Below are 22,038 nucleotides of genomic sequence, written 5' to 3' on the forward strand. Positions count from 1 at the left end.
ATATACTAAAAAATTATTTAACAAAATGACAGGCTGCAAAATGACCTTTCTTAATTTCTTGCAATTGTGGTTTTTCGCTTCTGCAAATTTCCTGGCAATACTCGCAGCGACTCTGAAATGGGCAACCCAGCGGCAAAGCCAATGGACTCGGAATATCGCCTTCTAACGGCTGAATTTTTTCTCCAGGTTTGAAATCCACTTTAAAGATAGATTTTATCAAAGCTTTAGTATAAGGATGGACACCATTAACAGACAAACGACCTTTTTCCAATAATTCCACTACATTACCAAGATACATGACCGCGACCTGATGGCTCATCAAATCAACCAGACCAATATCATGACAGATAAAAAGATATGTAATATCTTTTTCCCGTTGCAGCCGTACCAGCAATTCACAAATTTTTTCCTGTACAGAAACATCCAGCGCTGAAGTGGCTTCATCGCAGACAATAATCTGCGGTTCCAGAGAAAGTGCCCTGGCTATACCCAAACGCTGACGCTGACCTCCGCTCATACTATGAGGAAAACGGTCTTTGAATTCCACTGGCAGCTCCACCATTTGTAATAACTCTGCAGCTTTTGCGTCAACTTCAGAATTTTTCAGTAACCCAAAATTCAATAAAGGCTCACATAAAATATCTTTTACCCGCATTTTCGGATTAAAAGCCGCTGTAGGATCCTGAAAAACCATTTGTATTTTTCGGCGGTTCTGGCGAAGCGCTTCTCCCTCCAATTTCAAAATGTTCTGTCCTTCAAATATTACTTCGCCCTCTGTCGCCGGATGGATCTGTAAAATAGTTCTGACCAGAGTACTTTTGCCGCAGCCGCTTTCACCAATAATGCCAAGAGTCTGTCCCTTGTAAGCATTTAAATTTACTTTATCACAGGCAGTGAGAACCTTGCCGCCATCTACCTGAAACTTTTTCGTCAGATTTTTTACTTCCAATACTATTTCTGGCGGTAATGCAACTCCATCACGGTCGCAGTTACAGTTCTCATGCGGGTGTAATTTTACGTTCTCAGGCATAATAACGCTTACCTCCCACAACCGGAACAGCCGCCAGCAGTTCCTTAGTATATTCATGCTGTGGATCGCCGATAATCTCTTCCCGCAGTCCGCTCTCCACAACCATACCATTCTGCATCACAACGATTTTATTTGACATATACGAAGCTACACCCAAATTATGAGTAACTATGATCACCGCGGCATTGTATTCGTCACGAACATCAACGATCTGCCTGATGATCTGCGCCTGCGTTGTGACATCAAGCGCGCTTGTAGGCTCATCAGCCAAAAGCAGTTTCGGGCTGAAGGTCATCGCCAAAGCTATACCTACACGCTGGCGCATCCCCCCTGATAATTCGAACGGATAACTGCGCATTACATTGTCAGGATTGGGCATCCTTACATCATCAAGCATCTTAATAGCCAGATCATAAGCTTCCCGTCTGGAAATCTGCGGCGCATGAGTCAGAATATAATCAATAAACTGTTCGCCGATACGGCGAATAGGGTTGATCATATTACCGCTGTCCTGAAAAATCATAGAAATCTCAGTCCCACACATTTCACGCCATTGCTGCGGCGTATTATCCAGCAGGTTTCTGCCGTCAAAAATGATATTGCCGCCGCTTACATGTCCATTACCCGGCAAACAGCCCATAATAGCACGTATCACCGTTGTTTTACCGCTGCCGCTCTCGCCAACGATAGATAAAATCTCACCCTTTTTCAATTCTATATTGGCACCAGTTACGGTAGCCTTGCTGCCGTAACTGATATCCAAATCTGTAACTTTTAAAAGCATTACAGTGTCCCTTCTTCCCACAGATTATTTCTGGGCAGGCTTGATCTCCTTCGTCAGCCAGTAATAATCACACGGTAAAATTTCTGCATTGGCAATAGAATTATTACTGATCATGTTTGTCTGCGGATAACCAAAAATAATCGTTGCCGCATCATCAAGAATAATTTTCTGCATATCGATTACTAATTGACGACGTTTCGCCGGGTCAAATTCTACTGCCAGCTTATCGCTCAGAGCATCATAGGCAGGATTGCTGTAACCGCTGCCGTTCTGCGGATTATTACCGTTAACATTTGTTTTCCAGTACTGATTGATAAAGACCTCGGGGTCGCCTGCCTGCAAAGTAAGAATATTGGAAATCAGCAAGTCATATTCACCTCGCACACCAATCCCGTCCAAAACATTGTAATCAACATTTTTCAGGTTAACCTTGATACCAACCTTTTTAGCATCGGACTGGGTAGCTTCAGCAAACAAAGGCAATTCTGCGCGACCGCTGTAGAAAATAAAGTCCATCTCCAGATTTTTACCTTCTTTATCAACATAGCCATCGCCATTGGTATCTTTCCAGCCAGCCTCTTCCAACAGTTTCTTAGCACGTTCTACATTATAGGTATTAGGATCTTTTAACTGATCAAATCCATAATCGACAGAAGGCGGCATCAACGGCCCGCCAGAAGTAAATGTGTCCTTCAGTAAAACCTTACAGTAGGTTTCACGGTCCAAAGATGACAGCAACGCTTCTCGAACACGTTTATCATACATCGGCTTGCCTTCCTTAACGTTCATACGTGCCAATACGTCACGCAGGGAAGCAATAGCACTGATATTGTACTTATCTTTGTTGCTGAACAACGACATGTCGCCTGGAGCAATATTGATTGCCATATCAATCTCACCGGACTGCAGGGCCATAGCGCGTGTATTGGGATCATCAATAGTCGGGATCTCAACATGCTTAAACGGTACTTCGCCATCCCAGTAATTAGGATTAGCATCCATAACAGCTTTAGCTTTACTGTACGTATTGACCATATATGGACCGGTACAGATAGGCCCTTGCTTAGCATAATCACGGTCAGTTACACTGGTGTCAATAATAATAAAAAGCGGATCACCAAGCATTCCCGGTAATGTAGCAACAGGAGTGTGAGTTTTGATCATCAACGTCTGCCCGTCAGCACTGATATTGTCATATTCAAACATTGCTCTGGCACGGGCGGCTTTTTCAAAAGTACGTTCAATAGATTTTTTTACAGCCTCTGCAGTTACTTTGTTACCGTTTGAAAATTTTGCTTTATCATTGATTTTAAAAGTCCAGGTAAGCTTATCGTCACTGACCTGCCAATTTTCTGCCAGCCACGGAGTAGAATTCATTTTTTCATCAAATTTTACCAGACATTCACCTAAGCCGTAACGCATAACAATCCAGCCAAAGTAGTTATCTGTTGGTTCCAGACTGTCGGCAAAATTAGTAACGCCAAATTTCAAAGTGTCTTTGGCTGCCGCAGCTTTTTTGTCATCGCCGCCACAACCGGCTGAAGCAAATGCCATCAAGCCTATCATTGCAACAGCTGCTGTAAATTTAATAGTTTTTTTCATCATACATCTCCTTTTCAAATCCTTTTTATTTTATTGACTGTATATAAAACTTTATTCAACAGCTGAACTTAATCTTCCTGACGCGGGTCAAGCACATCACGCAAACTGTCGCCCCATAGGTTAAAGACTACTACCGTCAGAAAAATAGCCAGACCGGGAAAAAACATCAGCCAGGGAGCCGTCTGCAGCTGCTGACGGCCTTCATTTAGCATCAATCCCCATTCAGGAGCCGGCGGCTGCGAACCGAAACCTAAAAATGAAAGCCCTGCCAGTTCCATCATCATAGCGCCGATATCCGAAGCTGCTGTAATAATCATTAACGGTAAAATATTAGGCACGATATGTTTCCACAAAATATGTGTCGGTTTACCGCCGTTGACAACTGCCGCTTCGACAAAATCACGTTTTTTTATCTTTAATACCATACTGCGTGCCAAACGAGCGTATTTAGTCCAGGTAACGATAGTCAAAGCGATAATCGCATTGATCAGACTGCCGCCCATGATACCGGCAATAGCAATGGCCAGTATCATCCCGGGAAAGGAAATCATCATATCAGAAATACGCATAATAACCGTATCTACCTTACCGCCAAAATAACCGGCCAGAACACCCAGCGAAGTGCCTACTGCAAAAATGACCGCTACCAACAGCAAAACACTGCTCAGAGAATAGCTGGCACCATACAAAACCCGACTGAAATTATCTCGCCCCAGCTTATCAGTTCCAAAAAGATGTTCACTCGAAGGCGGCAGATAAGCATTTTTCATCGTAGCTTCCAACGGATCATAAGGAGCTAGCAGCGGCGCCGCTAACGCAATCCCTATCAAAAGCAGCACCAAAAAACTGGAAAAGGCAAAAGCACGATTATTCTTTAATCCGTTAATAAGATTCTCCATGCTATCTACCTTCCTTTCGCAGGCGCGGATCAAGCCGGTTATAAGAAATATCAACAACTAGATTGATGACCATATACATAAGGGCGATCCATAAAACAATCCCCTGTACAAGCTGAAAGTCACGATAAATAATTGACTGGACCGCTAAATAACCAAGTCCCGGCCAGGAAAAAACGATCTCTACTACTGCCGCACCACCCAGCAGGTTGCCGAATGACAGCCCCAGCAATGTGATCAAAGGCAGCATCGCATTCGGCAATACTTCCCGCCAAAGGATATAGCTTTCACTCATGCCTCTTGCCCTAGCACCGACAACGTAATCCTGATTGAGTTCTTCCAAAACCGTCGTCCTTACCTGACGTGTATATTTGGCTGCCATAACTATACCCAACGTCGTAGCTGGCAAAATCAGAGTCTCCAGACTTACTCTGCCACCGACAATTGGCAGCCAGCCTAATTTTAAACCAAAAATCCACAATAGCATCAGCCCCATCCAAAAATTAGGGATTGAGACACCAAAAAAAGTCAGACCTCTCACAGCATAATCAAAAACACTGTTGCGTTTGACAGCAGAATAAATACCCAAAGGCAGTGAAAACACCAACATAAAAAGTGTAGAAGCCAGCGCTAATATCAATGTCGCCGGCAGTGACTGCATCAATTCTTCAACAACAGGTTTTTTAACCATATAGGAAAACCCAAAATCACCCTGTACCGCTCTTCCTAACCAATCTAAATATTGAAAAATAAAAGGCTTATCCAAACCCAATTCATGTCTCAGCGCATCAATCTCAACCTGACTGACAACAATATCCTCATTACCGGCAATCATTTGCCTGACCGGATCACCTGGCGACAGCATAACTAAAGCAAATGTTACAAAGCTGATACCCAAAAGCACCAATACGATTTGCCCGATCCTGCCCCAAATCTGTTTGTTTTTCAAAGCTTCCCATCTCCTTACAAAAAAATCTCCTGCAGCCATGAACCACGGATGCAGGAGATCATAAAATATTGTTTAAACAGGCAAGACTGCCTATTTAAGTCAAATTTCAGGAACTAGCTGCTGATCCGTCACCCGCGGATATGGCAAAAATCAAAGGCTGCGATCTGACTTACGCAATATGCGCTTACAGTGGCGTGACCGTGCCGGATTTACACCGGACTTCCCTAATTTAACCTTGAGGCACCTTTGATAAAATTATTAAGTTGTATTAATATTAGCACAAACCATATACTTAGTAAACACTTTTATTTAATCTTATAAATCTTTTCTCCAAGCTTTCTCAATGAATAAAATAATATTAAAGACTGAATCCCAACAAATATTAAAAACGATATCCATAAGCCATCATTGCCAAGTAAAGGTACTAACAGTCTCTCCACAGGCCAAAATACAGCTAAAGCAATCAGCATCATATTTCTTATAGGAACCGTATAAGTAGCACCTGTAAACATTCCATAAAGAGCTAGGCCTATGCCAGCTATCAAAGGATAAATAAGAACATAATATTTGTAAGTTTCTGCTAACACAGCTACTTCCTCTAAGTCTGTAAAGCAATTTATTAAAAATGTACTGCCAAATGTAAATCCAAGCATTAACAGAAACACCAACACAAACAACCATTTATAGGTCATTTTTAAAATCTGCCAAAATAATGCCCTGTTTTTCTGTCCCAGAGCCCTTCCTGAAAAAACAGAAGCACCATTAGCCATACCGTCGACCAAGAACGACATGATATCTTTCAGCTGAAACAGTACGGCATTCGCTGCCAGCACTACAGTTCCTAATGCAGCACCGGCAGCAGCAATAATATTGTTAACTGTCAGCAGGCAAGCCGTACGAATCATTAAATTAGTATTGACCAAAAGTATTTTCGTTAGCTCCTCAGGCTCTATAACCGTTTTATAATCAAAATTTTTATAATCAAAGTTACCATAAAGATACATTAGCCAACAGCCTGCGGCAGCGCCATAGAGCTGACTTAAAAGTGTAGCCCAGGCTACTCCTTCAATATCAAAATGTAATACAAATACAAACAATACACTAAGTATCATATTCAGGACATTGCTTGAAACCTGCATAAATACAGAAGCACGTACTTTTGTCTGCCCCATCAGCCATCCTAACGACACATAATTGAACAGTACCAGCGGCGCTCCCCAAATCAAAATTTCATAGTAAGCCGAACAGAGTTCTGCTACATCCGAAGCCGGAGTAACCAATGACAGATAAGCTGTCAAAATAGGTTTTTGCAAAATTATACAGCTGCAGCTTACTATCACAGCAATGAACAACGGTCTTAAAAAAGCCAGTAACCCTTCTTCTCTGGAACCAGAACCCAAAGCTTGAGCGGCATATCCAGAGGTACTGACACGCAGAAAACCAAAAAACCAGTAAATATTATTGAAAAGAATTGCACCTAAGGCTACAGCCGCTATATACTTAGGATCAGGAAGCTGTCCCATTACAGCAGTATTAACCGCTCCCATCAGCGGCTGTGTCATCGTTGAAAGCATAAAGGGTATTGTAATTCCCAAATATTCCCTGTCTGTCAAAACATTTGTACACACTGATATATTTCCTTCCGTCGAGATCCTCTAGTATTTTAGTTATTGTTCTAAAATGTTTTTGAGTTTAATTGATAATAGGTATTGTATGAACATGCTATCATATGTTATACTGATTAGCAAGAATAAAATTAAAATAATCGTATCAAAACTTACAAAATAAAACTTGATAAGCAAAGGAGTTATAAAAATGTCAGATACTATGGATATTTGCGGTTTAAAAGCAGAACGAGGGCAGAAACTGCAAACTTACATTCCTGTCCTTGACTCTAATACAAAAATACCTATCACTATCATCAACGGTCAAAATGATGGTCCTACTCTTTTAATAACAGCCGGCATCCATGGTGGCGAATATCCTGGTATCGCAGCGGCAATAGAAATATCTCAGGCTATAGAACCAGAAGTTATCTCCGGATGCCTGATTATAATACATCCCGTCAATATTCGAAGCTTTTGGGAACGCAGTGCTTTCGTTACCCCCGATGATGGTAAAAACCTCAACCGGGAATTCCCCGGCGATGTCAACGGAACACTTTCACAAAAAACAGCCTGGCTGCTCAGTCGACATTTTTTCCCTTTAGCTGATTTTTATGCTGATCTGCATAGCGGTGATATCCATGAAGAATTGTATCCATACGTATATTATCCCGGGCTGCCCAACTCTGAAATTTCTGCAAAAGCGCGCGAAGTAGCCTTGGTTCTGGATATGAAATTTATGGTTCGTTCAACTGCTACAACAGGTGCCTATAATTATGCCGCCATTTCAGGTGTCCCTTCTCTCCTTATCGAACGAGGCGGAGCCGGATTATGCCGGCGTGAAGACATTGACGCCTATAAAAACGATCTTCATAATATCCTTTGTAAACTCGAACTTCTTTGCAGTCCACAGCAACAACAAAAACATACCCCTGTTGATGTCACTGACGTTATTTATCTTGAAACTGATAAGGCCGGCTGTTGGTTCTCCAGTTGCCGTTGTGGCGACAAAATAAAACAAGGTGATAAACTAGGTTACCTGACTGATCTTTTCGGCAATACCATTACTGTCTATAATGCCGAACAAGATGGTATTATTCTCTATCAATACTCTGCTCTAGCAGCTCCTAAAGGCACTATTTTAGTAACCTATGGTAAAGTTAAGAATAATTAAAATAATGTTGCTTGACAAAGCCCAGCTAACCAATTACAATCAAAGTAATCTCTTTGCACTGCATATCGCTACAGTACAAACTGAACAGGCGGTAAACCTTTGGTTTTAGCGGCCGGGCCCATCGGGCAGCAGATTCGTAAACAAACATCTGCGGGACAGTAGTAGTTCCGCAGATGTTTTTATTATATCTGTGCCGCTGCAAGAGTAACCCCAGGGAGGTTATCCACCATGCAAGACAAAATTGCCCAGTCCGAACGTCTGGCCATGCAAGTTTCTATTAACAGTATCATCGTAAATCTAATTCTTTCAGTTGGTAAATTAGCAGCAGGGATACTGGCTAATTCTGCCGCAATGATTTCTGATGCCATTCATTCCGCTTCCGACGTCTTCAGTACCTTTATAGTTATGGCCGGCGTCAAGATATCCAATAAAGCTTCTGATGCAGAACATCAGTACGGACACGAACGTTTGGAATGTGTCGCCGCCATCATTTTAGCGATAGTTTTAGCACTGACAGGTATTGGTATAGGTTACGCAGGTTTAGAAAAAATATTTCACGCTTCAGCCGAAGATTTGAAAATACCGGGCAGCCTTGCTTTGATCGCCGCAGTAATTTCCATTATCGTTAAAGAAGGTATGTTCTGGTACACTAAAAAAGCAGCTGCCAAAATAAATTCCAGTGCTTTAATGGCAGATGCCTGGCATCACCGCAGTGATGCATTGTCCTCAATAGGCAGCTTTATCGGTATTCTAGGCGCCCGTATGGGCTATCCTGCTTTAGATCCTCTTGCCAGTGTAGTCATTTGCCTGATGATCGTTTACGCATCATACGAAATTTTTAAAGATGCCATAGACAAGATGGTCGACCGCTCCTGTGACGAAGCCACTATCAATACGATGACAGCTCTGATAAACGCTCAAAAAGGCGTTGACCACATAGACGTACTGCAAACCAGAAAATTTGGCTGCCGCATCTATGTAGATGTCGAAGTAAGCGCTGACGACGACCTGACTTTACTGGAAGCACATACTATCGCCGAAAATATTCATAAAGCAATTGAAAGTAATTTTTCGGAGGTAAAACATTGCATGGTCCATGTAAACCCATGCAGCGAAGTACACCATGACTAAATAAAAAAACCACCACTGTTCAAGTGATGGTTTTGGCAGGCGCACCCCTACGCCTGCCAACGAAGGAGGAGAGAAAGGATTTTCTATTCTTTTAAGAAAGCCTTGAAAACAGCAAATAAATCAGAATATATCTGCCGGACAGAGTGAAAATGTGTCCGGCATTTTTACTCTGTAGAACAATCAATATTTCGACCAGCAAGAATAAAACGACAATCATAAGAAAAGACCGTCTTCTCAAGGCGCGAAGACGGTCAAATGTTATCAGTCAAAGCGGTTCTGCCACTCTCACATAAACAGAACCTCATTGGTTAAAAACATCTCCTTCCTGTCTCTCGCAGGTCAAGCAGTGATGCTTATATAGGCTGCTGTCCGGCTTCAGGTATTACCTTGGCTTGTGCAAGGACTGACCTGTTACGGTGACGGGATCGCATCGGATTTACACCGATCGACATTTAAGTTCATAGAACACCCATATGAAATATTGATTTGTTATATTAATTATAAGCATTACTAATTATCTTGTCAACACTTTTAGTAAAAAAACTTCTAAATATTTTTTGCGTTATATATTACTAATAAGTATTAGCAGCAATTTTATGTTATGTGAAAATATTTGCACTTCTACCGTAATTTTTAAATACGCTTATCTTATGCTGTAAAAAGATAAGCGTATTTTTCATTAAGCGTTAATAACGTCGCCTCTGCAACAGATAATACACACACTAGCTCTGGTTTTTCTTTAGTCATCTACTCTCACTTCTTTCATTCTTTTGACAGCAGAGAATCTAAAAGCAAAAGGATATTGTTGCCAATAGCAGCGTGGAATCTAATGTTATCTTTATCGTCAATGCTCCACGCAACATGCATGGCGCTAGTTTTATTCGAATATAAGCGTTTAAATTCGTCAAGCATCTGTTTTGGTAATTTGACATACAGCATCATATTATATTGTTTAAATTTTTCATCAACCAGGACGTAGTGAGAGTCGAGAACTTCCAATCCATAACGTTTTTCGATTAATTCTATCAGGCCTTTAATAGCCGGGTTATCATTCATATGTATTGCCTCCTTAAAAAATGGCGCGGCCCACAGGCGGCCGCGTCTCAATGGAGAATCTAAAAATTATTTTATTTCAAAAGGCGAGCTGTCTTTAACATTAACACCGCTCAGCTCAGCAGCAGCAAATCTGTTGATAAGATCTTGAACCGCCATAGTAGCCGAAATTTTTCCAACCACTACTTCACGCTCGATCTCTTCTTTGCAGCCAATAATGGCTGGCGAACGATAAAACAGATTATGCAGATGTTCTTCAACCATGGTATATACCCAGGAAAGCGTCTGCTGTTTCCTGCGTTCAGCTAACACGCCATTTCCCCAGCCTTGTTTCATAAAGGCTTCGATAACATCATTCCACAGTTCCATAATTCCCGCTCCTGTATAAGCAGAGCAGGTATAGGCATGAGTCGTCCAGTTTTCGGTAGCCTGACGTAAAAATTGCAGGATACGTTCATACTCAGCTCTGGTAACCATTGCCCGCTGTTTATTATCACCATCGGCTTTATTGACGACGATTGCATCGGCGAGTTCCATTACGCCTTTTTTCATCCCCTGCAATTCGTCGCCGGCGCCTGTCAATACGACCAGCAGAAAAAAATCTACCATCGAACGTACGGTAGTTTCACTCTGCCCTACGCCTACGGTCTCGACTAAAATGGTGTCATAGCCGGCAGCTTCGCACAAAAGCAGTGTTTCACGGCTTTTACGAGTCAGACCACCCAAAGTTCCTCCCGAAGGAGACGGACGGATAAAAGCATTCGGTTCGCGTGAAAGCTGTTCCATACGTGTTTTATCGCCCAGGATACTGCCTTTGGTAACAGTACTGGAGGGATCGACCGCCAGTACTGCGACTTTATGTCCGCCACGACACAGGTTTGTGCCAAGAGCCTCAATAAAGGTGGATTTACCTGCACCAGGCACACCGGTGATCCCAACGCGTGTCGATTTACCAGTGTAAGGCAGCAGTTTTTGGATAACCTGCTGTGCCGTCTCAAAATGAGCGGCAGCATTACTTTCAACCAAAGTGATGGCGCGTGATAAAATTGCGCGGTCACATTTTAGGACACCTTCGACGTAATCGTCGACTTCCAGCTTACGGCGTTTGATAGCCGGAGCTACTTTGTCTTTTTTATCTACTGTCACACCTGGAGTTCCTTCATGACCGCCTGTAACACCGTACATTACCCGGCAGGCAAATTTATCGTTTTCTTCTTCAGGCACCCACGAAGGTTTATAAGTATCTGTCATGGCTTAATCCGCCAAGCGTCTGTTCAGCTCTTCCAGTACTTTTTTAGCGCAGACAGGTATAATGGTGCCGGGTCCAAAAATAGCTGCTGCACCGTGTTCGTAGAGATAATCATAGTCCTGGGCAGGAATTACGCCGCCGATAACGACCATGATATCCTCACGTCCGCGTTTTTTAAGTTCTTCTACCAGTTGCGGCATCAAGGTTTTATGACCTGCTGCCAATGAGCTCATACCAACGATATGAACATCATTATCTACTGCATCCTGCGCAGCTTCTTCCGGAGTTTGGAACAGAGGGCCGATATCTACGTCGTAGCCCATATCTGCGAAGGCGGTAGCAATAACTTTCGCCCCGCGATCGTGTCCGTCTTGTCCCATTTTAGCAATATAGATACGGGGACGACGGCCTTCGCACTGTTCAAAGTCATCTGTCATCTGACGAACTTCCTTGATAACATCTTCGTCAGCAAATTCGCTGCTGTAGACGCCGGAAATTGAACGGATGATAGCTTTATGACGGCCGCAGACTTTTTCGACAGCGTCAGAAATCTCGCCTTTGGAAGCACGAGCACGAGCTGCGTTAACTGCCAGCTCCAGCAAGTTGCCTTCACCGGTTTCCATGGAATGGGTGATAGCGTCCAAACAACGGCGAACTTCATCGTTGTCACGGTTAGCACGCAATTTTTTCAGACGTTCGATCTGCGCCAAACGAACTGCAGTGTTGTCGACTTCCAGAATATCAAGCGGATCTTCTTTTTCCAGACGGTAATCGTTTACGCCGACAATTTTTTCGGCGCCGGAATCGATATGAGCCTGACGACGTGCTGCCGCTTCTTCGATACGCATTTTAGGAAGACCGGTATCAATAGCTTTGGACATACCGCCGAGCTGTTCGATTTCCTGGATATGTGCCCAGGCTTTTTGGATCAGCTGATTGGTCAGTGCCTCTACATAATAGGAACCGCCCCACGGATCAATAACTTTGCAGACTTTGGTTTCGTCCTGAATGTACAATTGAGTATTACGAGCAATACGAGCCGAGAAATCTGTCGGCAACGCGATAGCTTCGTCCAAAGCGTTAGTATGCAGCGACTGGGTATGCCCCAAAGCTGCTGCCATAGCCTCGATACAGGTACGCGTAATATTGTTGAACGGATCTTGCTCTGTCAGGCTCCAGCCGGAAGTTTGCGAATGTGTACGCAAAGCCATAGATTTGGTTTTTTTCGGGCCGAAGGAATTAACGATTTTCGCCCACAGCATACGTCCTGCACGCATTTTAGCAATTTCCATAAAGTAGTTTTTACCCATTGCCCAAAAGAATGACAAACGCGGTGCAAACTGGTCAATAGTAAGACCATGCTCAGTACCTGTACGCAGATATTCGAGACCGTCGGCTAATGTATAGCCAAGTTCGATATCAGCAGTAGCGCCTGCTTCCTGCATATGATAACCGGAAATCGAGATACTGTTGAATTTGGGCATATAAGCGGAGGTATATTCGAAAATATCACCGATGATGCGCATGGAAGCTGTAGGCGGATAGATATAGGTATTACGAACCATGAATTCTTTCAGAATGTCGTTTTGGATCGTACCTGCCATAACTGATTTGTCTACGCCCTGTTCTTCACCAGCCAGGATATAGAAGGCCAATACAGGCAGCACTGCGCCGTTCATTGTCATTGATACAGACATTTGATCCAGAGGAATGCCGGAGAAAAGAATCTCCATATCCAAAATAGAGTCAACGGCAACACCGGCTTTACCTACGTCACCGACAACGCGCGGATGATCAGAGTCATAACCGCGGTGAGTTGCAAGGTCAAATGCGATAGACAGACCTTTTTGCCCTGCCGCCAGGTTACGGCGATAGAAAGCATTTGATTCTTCTGCAGTAGAGAAGCCTGCATATTGACGTACTGTCCAGGGTTTGGTTACATACATCGTTGAATAAGGTCCACGCAAAAATGGCGGGATACCTGCCATATAATGCAGATGTTCGCAGTCTTTATAGGCATTCACATCATATAAAGGAGCTACGTTGATTTGTTCCATTGTACGGTAAAAATTTTCTTCAAAGGATTTACCGGTTTCAGTTTTTAATTTTTCCTTCCAGGCAGCAAACTCGGTGTCGCCTTGTGCGGGTGCCTGCTGAAAGGGAATTTGACTAAAATCAGGAATTCTGGACATTATCAGAACATCCCCCTTTCTTTTTGCATACGGAGCAAGGTTTCATAGCAGTTGGATTTGACGCTGATGTAATCATCCATACCTGCAGCATCACAGATTTCTTTCAGTTCTGCACTGGGAGCACCTGCCAGGAATACCTTCATTTCCGGATTTACAGCTTTGATGCCTTTCGTAACTGCTGGGGCCAGTTCCGGATAAGTAGCGTCAGTCGAGCAGACGATGGCTGCATCGGCACCGGACTCAAGCGCTGCTTTAACAGCTTCTTCGACAGTGAGGAAGCCATTATTTGTCACAACCTCAAAGGCAGCCACCTGCATGAAAGAGGTAACAAAATCGGCACGTGCTTTATGCTGCGGGATCGGTCCCATATTGGCCAGGAAAATTTTAACGTTTGCACCGGTTTTATCAACAAAATTTTCCGTACGCATACGCAGTTCTTCATAGCGTTCAGTCCAGCGATGCGGAGCAATAGCTTCAACCTTTTCGCCATTAGCGCTGCCGGTAAGAGCTGCTGAAATTTCACCCATAGTTGCTCCAGCCAATAATGCTTTTTCAGCATCAGCGATCAAAGAACCCAACTCACTGGCATCACGTTTGCCAAGGTCGCTGAGTACAGCTTCTACATAAGCATTGTCGCGTACTTTTACGTTGACTTCCAAATCAGTTTTGCGTGCTTTAAGGATTCCTGCGAAATCAACTTCAGGCACTTCCAAAAGTTCTTCAGTCATGTTCGGGTACATGTTATTGCCGACTGCACGATCTTTTCTGGTAGCAAGATTTTTAAAACGTTCTTCTAAAATAGCTTTAACCGCTGCCTGTACTTTGCCGCTTTCAAGCGCTGCCAGTAAGCCGCCGTGGCTTTCGATTTCCTGGAACTTAGCCCAGGTTTTTTCCGTAAATTCTTCTGTCAGCGGTTCAATATACCAGCTGCCGCCGGAAGGATCGATCGGCTGAATAAAGTTGAATTCATGCTGTTCCATGATCTGGATATTACGGGCAATACGGCGGGAAAATACATCACTGGGACGAATGCAATGATCGAAAGGTTTGACATACATGCCGTCCATACCGCCAACAACCGCAGAGAAGGATTGTGTTGCCGCACGCAGCAGATTTACATAAGGATCGTATTTCGTCTGGCAGAAGGTAGAAGTGCTGACATAAAGATTGATCTTTTGTGCTTCTTCATCCCCACCGCAATTTTTAACGATTTGCGCCCAAACCATTTTCAGACTGCGCAGTTTAGCAATTTCCATAAAGAAATTAGCTCCGATACTGAAATGAAAACGCAGGTGGCGACAGAAGGTGTTGACATCAATACCACGGCGTTCCATAGCGCGCATATAAGTTACAGCTGCATTCATAGCATAAGCTACTTCCTGAATGTCGTTAGCACCGCCATTATGATAAACATCGGTATTGACAACTACTGTTTTAAGCTGCGGAGCATTTTTTTCAGCCCAGGCAATGCTATGTGCCATTTCGTCATAATATTCGTCCAGCGGACGAACTAATTCGCCGTCCAAAGCAAGTTCGCCAATCGGATCGACAGTAATAGCGCCATGTAATTTTTCGAGAGCCAGACCTTTTTCCCCGCAGACAGTGATTACAGCAGCCAAAAGAGCGATGTTGGAAGCGCCGGCATAAATATCGATTTCGAATTTTTCCAGATCAACATCATCCAGCAGTTTTTCCACATCAGCTACAGTAGCCAAAGATACGCCTATATCAGCAACATCTTTTACTTCTGCCTTATCAGGATCATAGCCTTTGCGTGTCGCAGTATCTAAAACGACACTGGCAGCGGTAGTTCCTTTCAACAGCTCGTATTTAACCATTTCATTGGCTTCGGCAGGAGTTTTTCCATCACACTCCTGAGCAATAGTCCATACTTTATGGATATAACCTCCTGCATTAGCACCGCGCAGGTTGCTTTCCATGCCGGGATAGGTTTTATTGTGAGTAATCTTCTCCTGATCCTCTAATCTATAAATAGGATTCAGGGTGATATCCTCATAAGTTTTAGTGAACATACTCTTTTCAAAAGAACCGCCTTTAAGAGCAGTCACTACTTCTTGCTTCCACTCCTCATAGGACGGCGGCGTAAATTCATCGAAAGTAACCGGAGGGATAGTTCCCACTAAAGTTTCTTCCTGCTGAATCTCTGCTGTAAGGTTTTTATCTTGTTCCATATACGGCATCCTTTCATTAATTATTTTCTGTGCCGGGGTAGTAAATGTTCACCTCCTGTACTTTGCTTACTTATGTATCGCAGAATGGTTCGAGAATCTCCTACCGAAACTGCCTCTATAAGCCCCTTATCAAAAAAAGCAACCATCACAAAAAATGTGATGGTTGCTCTTGCCGCGCACCCCTACGCAGGCAATTGAGAAGAAGGTTCTTGCACAAAGAGAATTTGAGAATGGCAATAAACCCGGCAGGTTGTCCAGACCTGTCACAAATAAATATATACACTGATGGCTGACCTTATTTTCGAGGTCTAGCCATCACACTTCGACCTCAACGCGCTTACAAAAGCACAGAAAAACAGAAAACCGTTTTCTTAAAATAATATTAAGAAAAACGGTCAGAAATTCATAGCAAAAGATTCGCACTTCGTATTTACCTAAAATACGAACTCTGCAGCATCTCCTCCCCGTCTCTCGCAGGTCAATCAGCGATGTAGCTAAGGCAGTTCTTCTGACTCCGATTCATAGCTCACTTCACCTTCCCAGTATTACTACCAGTGGCATTTGAAGTTTACTCCTCGTTACAGCGGCGGGACCGCGTCGGAATTGCACCGACTTCTCTATTAAGCTCCGTAGAGCACCTTTAGCTTACAATATTCATTTGTTAGCTTAATTATATTTATTACTATTTCTTTTGTCAAGTCTTTTAATATATTTTTTCATATATTATTTTTCGCAAATAAAACAGTATCGTAGCTTACTGTTTTATTCAGTAAGCTACGATACTGCTAATCAAGACTTTTATTTTTAAAATACATAGTGATTCCCAAAGGAACGCAGATATTCAAAAACAATAACCGTACTAATTGGTAAGTAAGAATGATTGAAACATCTTCTCCCATACTCATTCCAGCCAGACACATTTCCGCAATTCCGCCGGGAGCCATTGCTAAAAAAGCGGTTACTAAAGAAAACCCATACCGTTCTGACAGGGACCAGGCAACAACAACACTGACACCAATCATCAAAACGATACCACTAAAAATATAAGGCATCAATTCCTTAGTAGCCGAAAGTTTTTTGGGATCCAGCATTACGCCCATGTATAATCCAATACTTACCTGTGCCAGCATCATAAGCAAACCAGGCACAGGCTGTAAACTTCCCCAAAAATACGACCCTGCCGCTGTTGCCAGAATCGGCCCCAGCAAACGCGGTGTTGGCACCTTTAACTTAGTCGCAACAAAAGCGCCTAAAAACGACAATGGGACAAGAATAAGCCAATGCGTACCGTCTGTTGTCTGAACAATAGCATTGTTTTGCATAACCTGAGCACCTAAACCATGGATTACCAGAAATGGTACTGCTACAATAACGCCTACCAGCCTCAGAGTCTGCATAACGACAACAACATTTGCGTCAGCCCTTGGATCATCCTCCGACATCAGCATCATTTGCGTCAGCCCGCCAGGCATAATGCCCATCACACAACTGATCAGATTAGCCGAAGTATGTCTCGCTGTCCACCAGGCAATTAAAACAGCAACAGCTACAGCTATCAGCGTGGCTTCCAGTACCCCAAAGGTCTGATGCGTCATTTTCTCCCATGTATCAGCTGTAAAATTACGGCCAATACCATACCCAGCTACAAGTAAACCCAATTCACGCCAATTCTTAGGCCAGGTAACAGGCGAACCAGCTATCTTACAGGCTACTGCAGCAAAAATGCCGCCTAAAAGATATGGTATAGGCAATTCCATTTTTAAAAATAACGTTCCTAAACAGGCGGCCATAACAAATAGCAGCAAACGATTCAACATATTTCCCTCGCTTAATAATGCCCTTCCAGTGCCGTCATGATCCGCCCTATCAATTCACTGCGCATTGTATTCTGAGTTACAGAATAGGTCATAATACGGCTGTCATCCAGTCCCAGTTCCCGTTTGAATAATGCTTTTTGAGCCATCGCTGCATTTTTCGACAATTTATCTGCTTTGGTCAAAATAACCTGAACCTGCAGTCCACAGTCCAGTAACCAGTGATAGCTTTCAATATCGCTGTCCAAAGGCTTATGCCTGATATCAATAAGCTGACAGACCAGTCCTAGATTATCAGATCCGGAAAGATATTTACTGATAAATCCTGACCATTTATCTTTGTTCGTTTTAGCTGTTTTGGCAAAACCATAACCTGGTAAATCTACTAAATAAAAATCAGCACGTTCTTCCTGCCCTTCAGTAGTGCGTTTAGCCTGCAAACCATAAAAATTTATAGTCTGTGTTTTGCCTGGAGTCGAGCTCACTCTTGCCAAGCCGTTACGTCTGCAGAGCGAATTGATCAGTGATGATTTGCCAACATTAGAACGCCCTATAAAAGCAGCCTCTATCAACGGTGGTGTCGGATATTGGTCTGCTCTGACAGCAGATGTGATATATTGGGCATGAATAATATCCCAGGTTCCTTTATTCATCTTACTCCTCCAAAGCTAATTTCAACACTTGATCCATATGATTAACAGGAATGAATTTTATTGCCGCACGCACATTGACAGGAAGTTCTTCCAGATCCTGCATATTCTGTTCTGGAAGCAGAATGGTTTTTACACCATAACGATGCGCCGCCAGCATTTTTTCTTTAATTCCTCCTACCGGAAGCACTTTGCCAGAAAGAGTGATCTCTCCAGTCATGGCAATACCCGCTTTTATGCAACGTTTAGTCAGTGCTGAAACCATAGCCGTCACCATAGTAATGCCGGCGGAAGGACCATCTTTTGGGATTGCGCCTTCCGGTAAATGAATGTGGATATCAGTAGTTTCATAAAACTTTTCATCCAAATGCAGCTCTTTAGCCCGAGAACGAATATAAGTATAACCGGCCTGAGCAGATTCTTTCATAACATCACCCAACTGCCCAGTCAATACCAGACCGCCTTTACCGTTAGTAGCCAGTACTTCTACCTTCAGTAATTCACCTCCAACACTGGTCCAGGCCAAACCTGTGCAGATACCTATTTCTGCCTTGGCAGTCAGATCGCTTTCCAGAAAAATAACCGGTCCTAAATATTTAGTCAGATTTTTTTCGGTAACTTTAGCACTTTTTACCTGTTTCGTCACAATACGATGTGCTGTTTTACGGCAGATCGCCGCTATTTTCCGTTCTAAATTACGTACACCAGCCTCACGTGTATATTCGCGTATAACATGACGCAGAGCTGTTTCTGTAATATTCAAAGTTTTTGCAGTCAAGCCATGTGCCTGACGTTCCTTCGGCAATAAATGCAATTCGCCGATTTTCACTTTCTCGTCCTCAGTGTAACTGGTAAGTTGAATCACTTCCATCCTGTCTAATAGAGCAGGAGGGATAGTTTCTACCGTATTAGCCGTTACAATCCAGAAAACATGTGACAAATCAAAAGGGAATTCAATATAATGGTCACTGAAAGTGTTGTTTTGTTCCGGGTCTAATACCTCCAGCAAAGCCGAAGCCGGATCCCCCCGAAAATCAGAAGCCATTTTATCAATCTCATCCAGAAGAAAAACAGGATTCATGCAACCGCTGGTTTGCATACCATGAATAATCCTGCCTGGCATTGCGCCGATATATGTACGACGATGACCGCGGATTTCTGCTTCATCACGAACGCCACCTAAAGAAACACGGGTAAATTTACGCTCGATCGCTCTGGCAACCGAATGTGCCAGAGAAGTTTTACCCACACCAGGAGGTCCGACTAAACATAAAATCGGTCCCTTACTTTGTTTGGTCAAAGCACGTACTGCCAAATACTCTAAAATACGTTCTTTTACTTTTTCCAAACCGTAATGGTCTTTATCCAGTACTTTAGCAGCCACTTCAAGATCAAAATTATCTTCTGTAAACTTACCCCAGGGCAAACTTAAAAGCACATCGATATAATTGCGGATTACGGCGCTTTCAGCCATCATCGGCGGCATTTTATAAAGACGGTCAAGTTCTTTATTGATTTTTTCAACAACTTCAGCCGGCAGATCAAGCTCTGACATCTGCTTCTTATATTCGTCTATTTCGGCCTGACGTTCATCACCTTCGCCAAGTTCTTTATTAATGGCTTTCATCTGTTCACGCAGATAATATTCTTTTTGGTTCTGTTCTATCTGTTTACGCACCTGCTGTGAAATATTTTTTTCCAGACCGGCAATTTCCAGTTCTTTGCATAAATACGTATAGAGCTTATTCATACGTTCTTTAACATCAACCGCTTCTAACAGCTGCTCTTTTTCTTCGATATTTATCGACAGATAACCGGCAATCATATCCGCAACCCGTCCTGGGTCAGTTTGGTCCTTAAAGGTCAGCAGCACTTCACTGTTAACTTTTTTGCTGGCAATAATCCATTGCTCAAACGTTTCAATCAGCATCCTGCGCAGCGCTTCCACTTCATTATCTTCACTGACAACAGAATCCATCGGCAGTGCATTAGCCTGGAAATATGTATCGACAGCCGGAGCTTCGATAATAGTTTCTACTTTGGCTCGGGCTAATCCTTCTACAAGTATCCGCAAAGCTCCACTTGGCAATTTCAATAATTGTTTGATTTCCGCTATGACACCATATTTAAATAAATCCTTCTGCCCGGGTTCCATCGTTACGGCTTCCTTCTGTGATACCAGAAGTATCTGCTTATCGGAAGTCATCGCAGCTTCTACTGCATGAATGGAACGCTCCCTGCCTACATCAAGATTTATAATCATACCTGGAAATACCAGCATTCCTCTTAAAGGAAGCAACGGCATTAAACGTGGTTTTGTTTCCATATATTACCCTCCTTTGCCAACAGTATTAACTGCAGCAAACGATATTTTTAAAGCATTTTCATTACTCAACTTTATTTTAACATAAAAAGGGGAAAAGGCTATGCCCCTTCCCCTTCTTTTTTTAATTGCTTAACTAGCAACCACCATTTTCGGTTCCATGTGTTCTCTGATTGCCGCTTCTGTAACTACACATTTTACAACGTCGATACGTGAAGGCACTTCATACATCACATTACGCATTACCTCTTCGATGATAGAACGCAGACCGCGGGCGCCGGCATTACGTTTAAGAGCTTCTTCTGCAATAGCCACTAAAGCACCGTCTTCGAATTCCAGTTCTACATTATCCATAGCCAGGAAATGCTGATATTGTTTAATCAAAGCATTTTTAGGCTCTTGCAGGATTTTGATCAAAGCGTCTTTATCCAAAGAATCCAGTGTCACAACAACAGGCAGACGACCTGCAAATTCAGGAATCAAACCGAATTTCATTAAATCTTCAGGCAAAACTTTTTTAAAGATCGTATCAGCTTTTGCTTCTTCTTTTGTTTTGATATCAGCACCAAAACCAAGATTCTTTTTGCCGATACGTGCACCGATAATATTTTCAAGTCCGGCAAAAGCACCGCCACAGATAAATAAAATATTAGTAGTATCGATCTGAATAAACTCCTGATGCGGATGTTTGCGTCCTCCTTGCGGCGGAACGCTGGCGACTGTACCTTCCAAAATTTTCAGAAGTGCCTGCTGCACACCTTCACCTGATACATCACGTGTAATAGAAGGATTTTCTGATTTACGAGAAATCTTATCGATCTCATCAATATAAATAATGCCTCTTTGAGCACGCTCAATATCAAAATCAGCGTTCTGGATCAATTTCAGCAGGATATTTTCAACATCCTCACCTACATAACCAGCTTCTGTCAAAGCAGTAGCATCAGCGATTGCAAAAGGTACCTGCAAAATCTTTGCCAACGTCTGTGCCAGCAAAGTTTTACCGCTGCCGGTAGGCCCCAGCATTAGAATATTTGATTTTTGCAGTTCTACTTCTTTATCCTTCGCAGGATTATTTAATTCATAGTTAATACGTTTATAGTGGTTATAAACCGCTACAGCCAAAGTTTTTTTTGCTTCTTCCTGACCAATAACATACTCGTCAAGAATATTTTTAATTTCTTTCGGCTTCGGCAGTTCGTTTACACTGACAACAGCAGCATTTGTTTCTTTCAGGTCTTCTGTCAGCATTTCATTGCAAAGTTCGATACATTCGTCGCAGATATAGACGTTATGACCGGCAATCAGCTTGCGGACCTGGCCTTCTCTTTTTCCACAGAAGGAACAAGTTATATTGCTGTCGTTCCCCTCGCCAAAGTTCATATTGTTATCTCC

16 protein-coding genes and 4 riboswitches are annotated in these 22,038 nt (G+C 42.9%); of the genes, 2 read left to right on the forward strand and 14 right to left on the reverse strand.

Features of this window, described 5'->3' with window-relative positions; genetic code table 11:
- Positions 1-13: 13 nt before the first annotated feature.
- From C8D73_RS06870 to C8D73_RS06895, 6 genes are all read right to left on the reverse strand, one after another.
- Complete coding sequence (locus tag C8D73_RS06870) at positions 14-1,087, reverse strand: ABC transporter ATP-binding protein (protein WP_370831913.1); 1,074 nt, start codon at positions 1,085-1,087, stop codon at positions 14-16.
- On the reverse strand, positions 1,023-1,814 hold the full coding sequence (locus tag C8D73_RS06875) for an ABC transporter ATP-binding protein (RefSeq protein WP_021718240.1): 792 nt from the start codon (positions 1,812-1,814) through the stop codon (positions 1,023-1,025). The genes C8D73_RS06870 and C8D73_RS06875 overlap by 65 nt, the downstream gene beginning before the upstream one ends.
- Positions 1,815-1,838: 24 nt before the next feature.
- Entirely contained in the window at positions 1,839-3,416 is a 1,578-nt protein-coding gene (locus tag C8D73_RS06880; RefSeq protein WP_021718239.1) for an ABC transporter substrate-binding protein, read from the reverse strand.
- A 68-nt stretch (positions 3,417-3,484) separates the two neighbouring features.
- Complete coding sequence (gene nikC, locus C8D73_RS06885) at positions 3,485-4,315, reverse strand: nickel transporter permease (RefSeq protein WP_113077731.1); 831 nt, start codon at positions 4,313-4,315, stop codon at positions 3,485-3,487.
- 1 nt (position 4,316) lies between these two features.
- On the reverse strand, positions 4,317-5,261 hold the full coding sequence (gene nikB / locus C8D73_RS06890; RefSeq protein ID WP_021718237.1) for a nickel ABC transporter permease: 945 nt from the start codon (positions 5,259-5,261) through the stop codon (positions 4,317-4,319).
- A gap of 110 nt (positions 5,262-5,371) precedes the next feature.
- Positions 5,372-5,500, reverse strand: a riboswitch (adenosylcobalamin (AdoCbl) riboswitch).
- A gap of 66 nt (positions 5,501-5,566) precedes the next feature.
- Complete coding sequence (locus tag C8D73_RS06895; RefSeq protein ID WP_113077733.1) at positions 5,567-6,889, reverse strand: MATE family efflux transporter; 1,323 nt, start codon at positions 6,887-6,889, stop codon at positions 5,567-5,569.
- A gap of 187 nt (positions 6,890-7,076) precedes the next feature.
- On the opposite strand from C8D73_RS06895, the gene C8D73_RS06900 reads away from it, so the two are divergent.
- Positions 7,077-8,039 (forward strand): M14 family metallopeptidase, encoded by a 963-nt coding sequence (locus C8D73_RS06900; RefSeq protein ID WP_113077734.1) that lies wholly within the window; start codon positions 7,077-7,079, stop codon positions 8,037-8,039.
- A gap of 70 nt (positions 8,040-8,109) precedes the next feature.
- A riboswitch (NiCo riboswitch) is annotated at positions 8,110-8,200 on the forward strand.
- 67 nt (positions 8,201-8,267) lie between these two features.
- Positions 8,268-9,170 (forward strand): cation diffusion facilitator family transporter, encoded by a 903-nt coding sequence (locus C8D73_RS06905; protein WP_113077735.1) that lies wholly within the window; start codon positions 8,268-8,270, stop codon positions 9,168-9,170.
- Positions 9,171-9,513: 343 nt separating this feature from the next.
- Positions 9,514-9,658: riboswitch (cobalamin riboswitch) on the reverse strand.
- Positions 9,659-9,932: 274 nt separating this feature from the next.
- Here the strand turns inward: C8D73_RS06905 and C8D73_RS06910 are convergent.
- The 8 genes from C8D73_RS06910 to clpX form a co-directional block, all read right to left on the reverse strand.
- A complete protein-coding gene (locus tag C8D73_RS06910) occupies positions 9,933-10,226 on the reverse strand; it encodes a hypothetical protein (protein WP_046430270.1) in 294 nt (97 codons plus the stop codon).
- 66 nt (positions 10,227-10,292) lie between these two features.
- Complete coding sequence (gene meaB / locus C8D73_RS06915; RefSeq protein ID WP_113077736.1) at positions 10,293-11,474, reverse strand: methylmalonyl Co-A mutase-associated GTPase MeaB; 1,182 nt, start codon at positions 11,472-11,474, stop codon at positions 10,293-10,295.
- A gap of 3 nt (positions 11,475-11,477) precedes the next feature.
- The gene (gene scpA, locus C8D73_RS06920; protein WP_113077737.1) at positions 11,478-13,664 is read right to left on the reverse strand and encodes a methylmalonyl-CoA mutase; all 2,187 of its coding nucleotides are present in this window, start codon (positions 13,662-13,664) and stop codon (positions 11,478-11,480) included.
- Positions 13,665-13,666: 2 nt separating this feature from the next.
- Positions 13,667-15,856, reverse strand: coding sequence for a methylmalonyl-CoA mutase family protein (locus C8D73_RS06925; protein WP_113077738.1), 2,190 nt, complete (start codon positions 15,854-15,856; stop codon positions 13,667-13,669).
- Positions 15,857-16,337: 481 nt separating this feature from the next.
- Positions 16,338-16,513, reverse strand: a riboswitch (cobalamin riboswitch).
- A 128-nt stretch (positions 16,514-16,641) separates the two neighbouring features.
- Positions 16,642-17,673 (reverse strand): AbrB family transcriptional regulator, encoded by a 1,032-nt coding sequence (locus tag C8D73_RS06930; protein ID WP_113077739.1) that lies wholly within the window; start codon positions 17,671-17,673, stop codon positions 16,642-16,644.
- Positions 17,674-17,684: 11 nt separating this feature from the next.
- Positions 17,685-18,323: a ribosome biogenesis GTP-binding protein YihA/YsxC gene (yihA, locus tag C8D73_RS06935; RefSeq protein WP_021718227.1), complete on the reverse strand. Its 639-nt coding sequence runs from the start codon at positions 18,321-18,323 to the stop codon at positions 17,685-17,687.
- Position 18,324: 1 nt separating this feature from the next.
- Positions 18,325-20,646, reverse strand: coding sequence for an endopeptidase La (gene lon, locus C8D73_RS06940; RefSeq protein WP_113077740.1), 2,322 nt, complete (start codon positions 20,644-20,646; stop codon positions 18,325-18,327).
- A 129-nt stretch (positions 20,647-20,775) separates the two neighbouring features.
- Positions 20,776-22,026: an ATP-dependent protease ATP-binding subunit ClpX gene (gene clpX / locus C8D73_RS06945; protein ID WP_021718225.1), complete on the reverse strand. Its 1,251-nt coding sequence runs from the start codon at positions 22,024-22,026 to the stop codon at positions 20,776-20,778.
- Positions 22,027-22,038: the final 12 nt, after the last annotated feature.

Source organism: Phascolarctobacterium faecium DSM 14760 (genome assembly GCF_003269275.1).
Classification (GTDB): Bacteria; Bacillota; Negativicutes; order Acidaminococcales; family Acidaminococcaceae; genus Phascolarctobacterium; species Phascolarctobacterium faecium.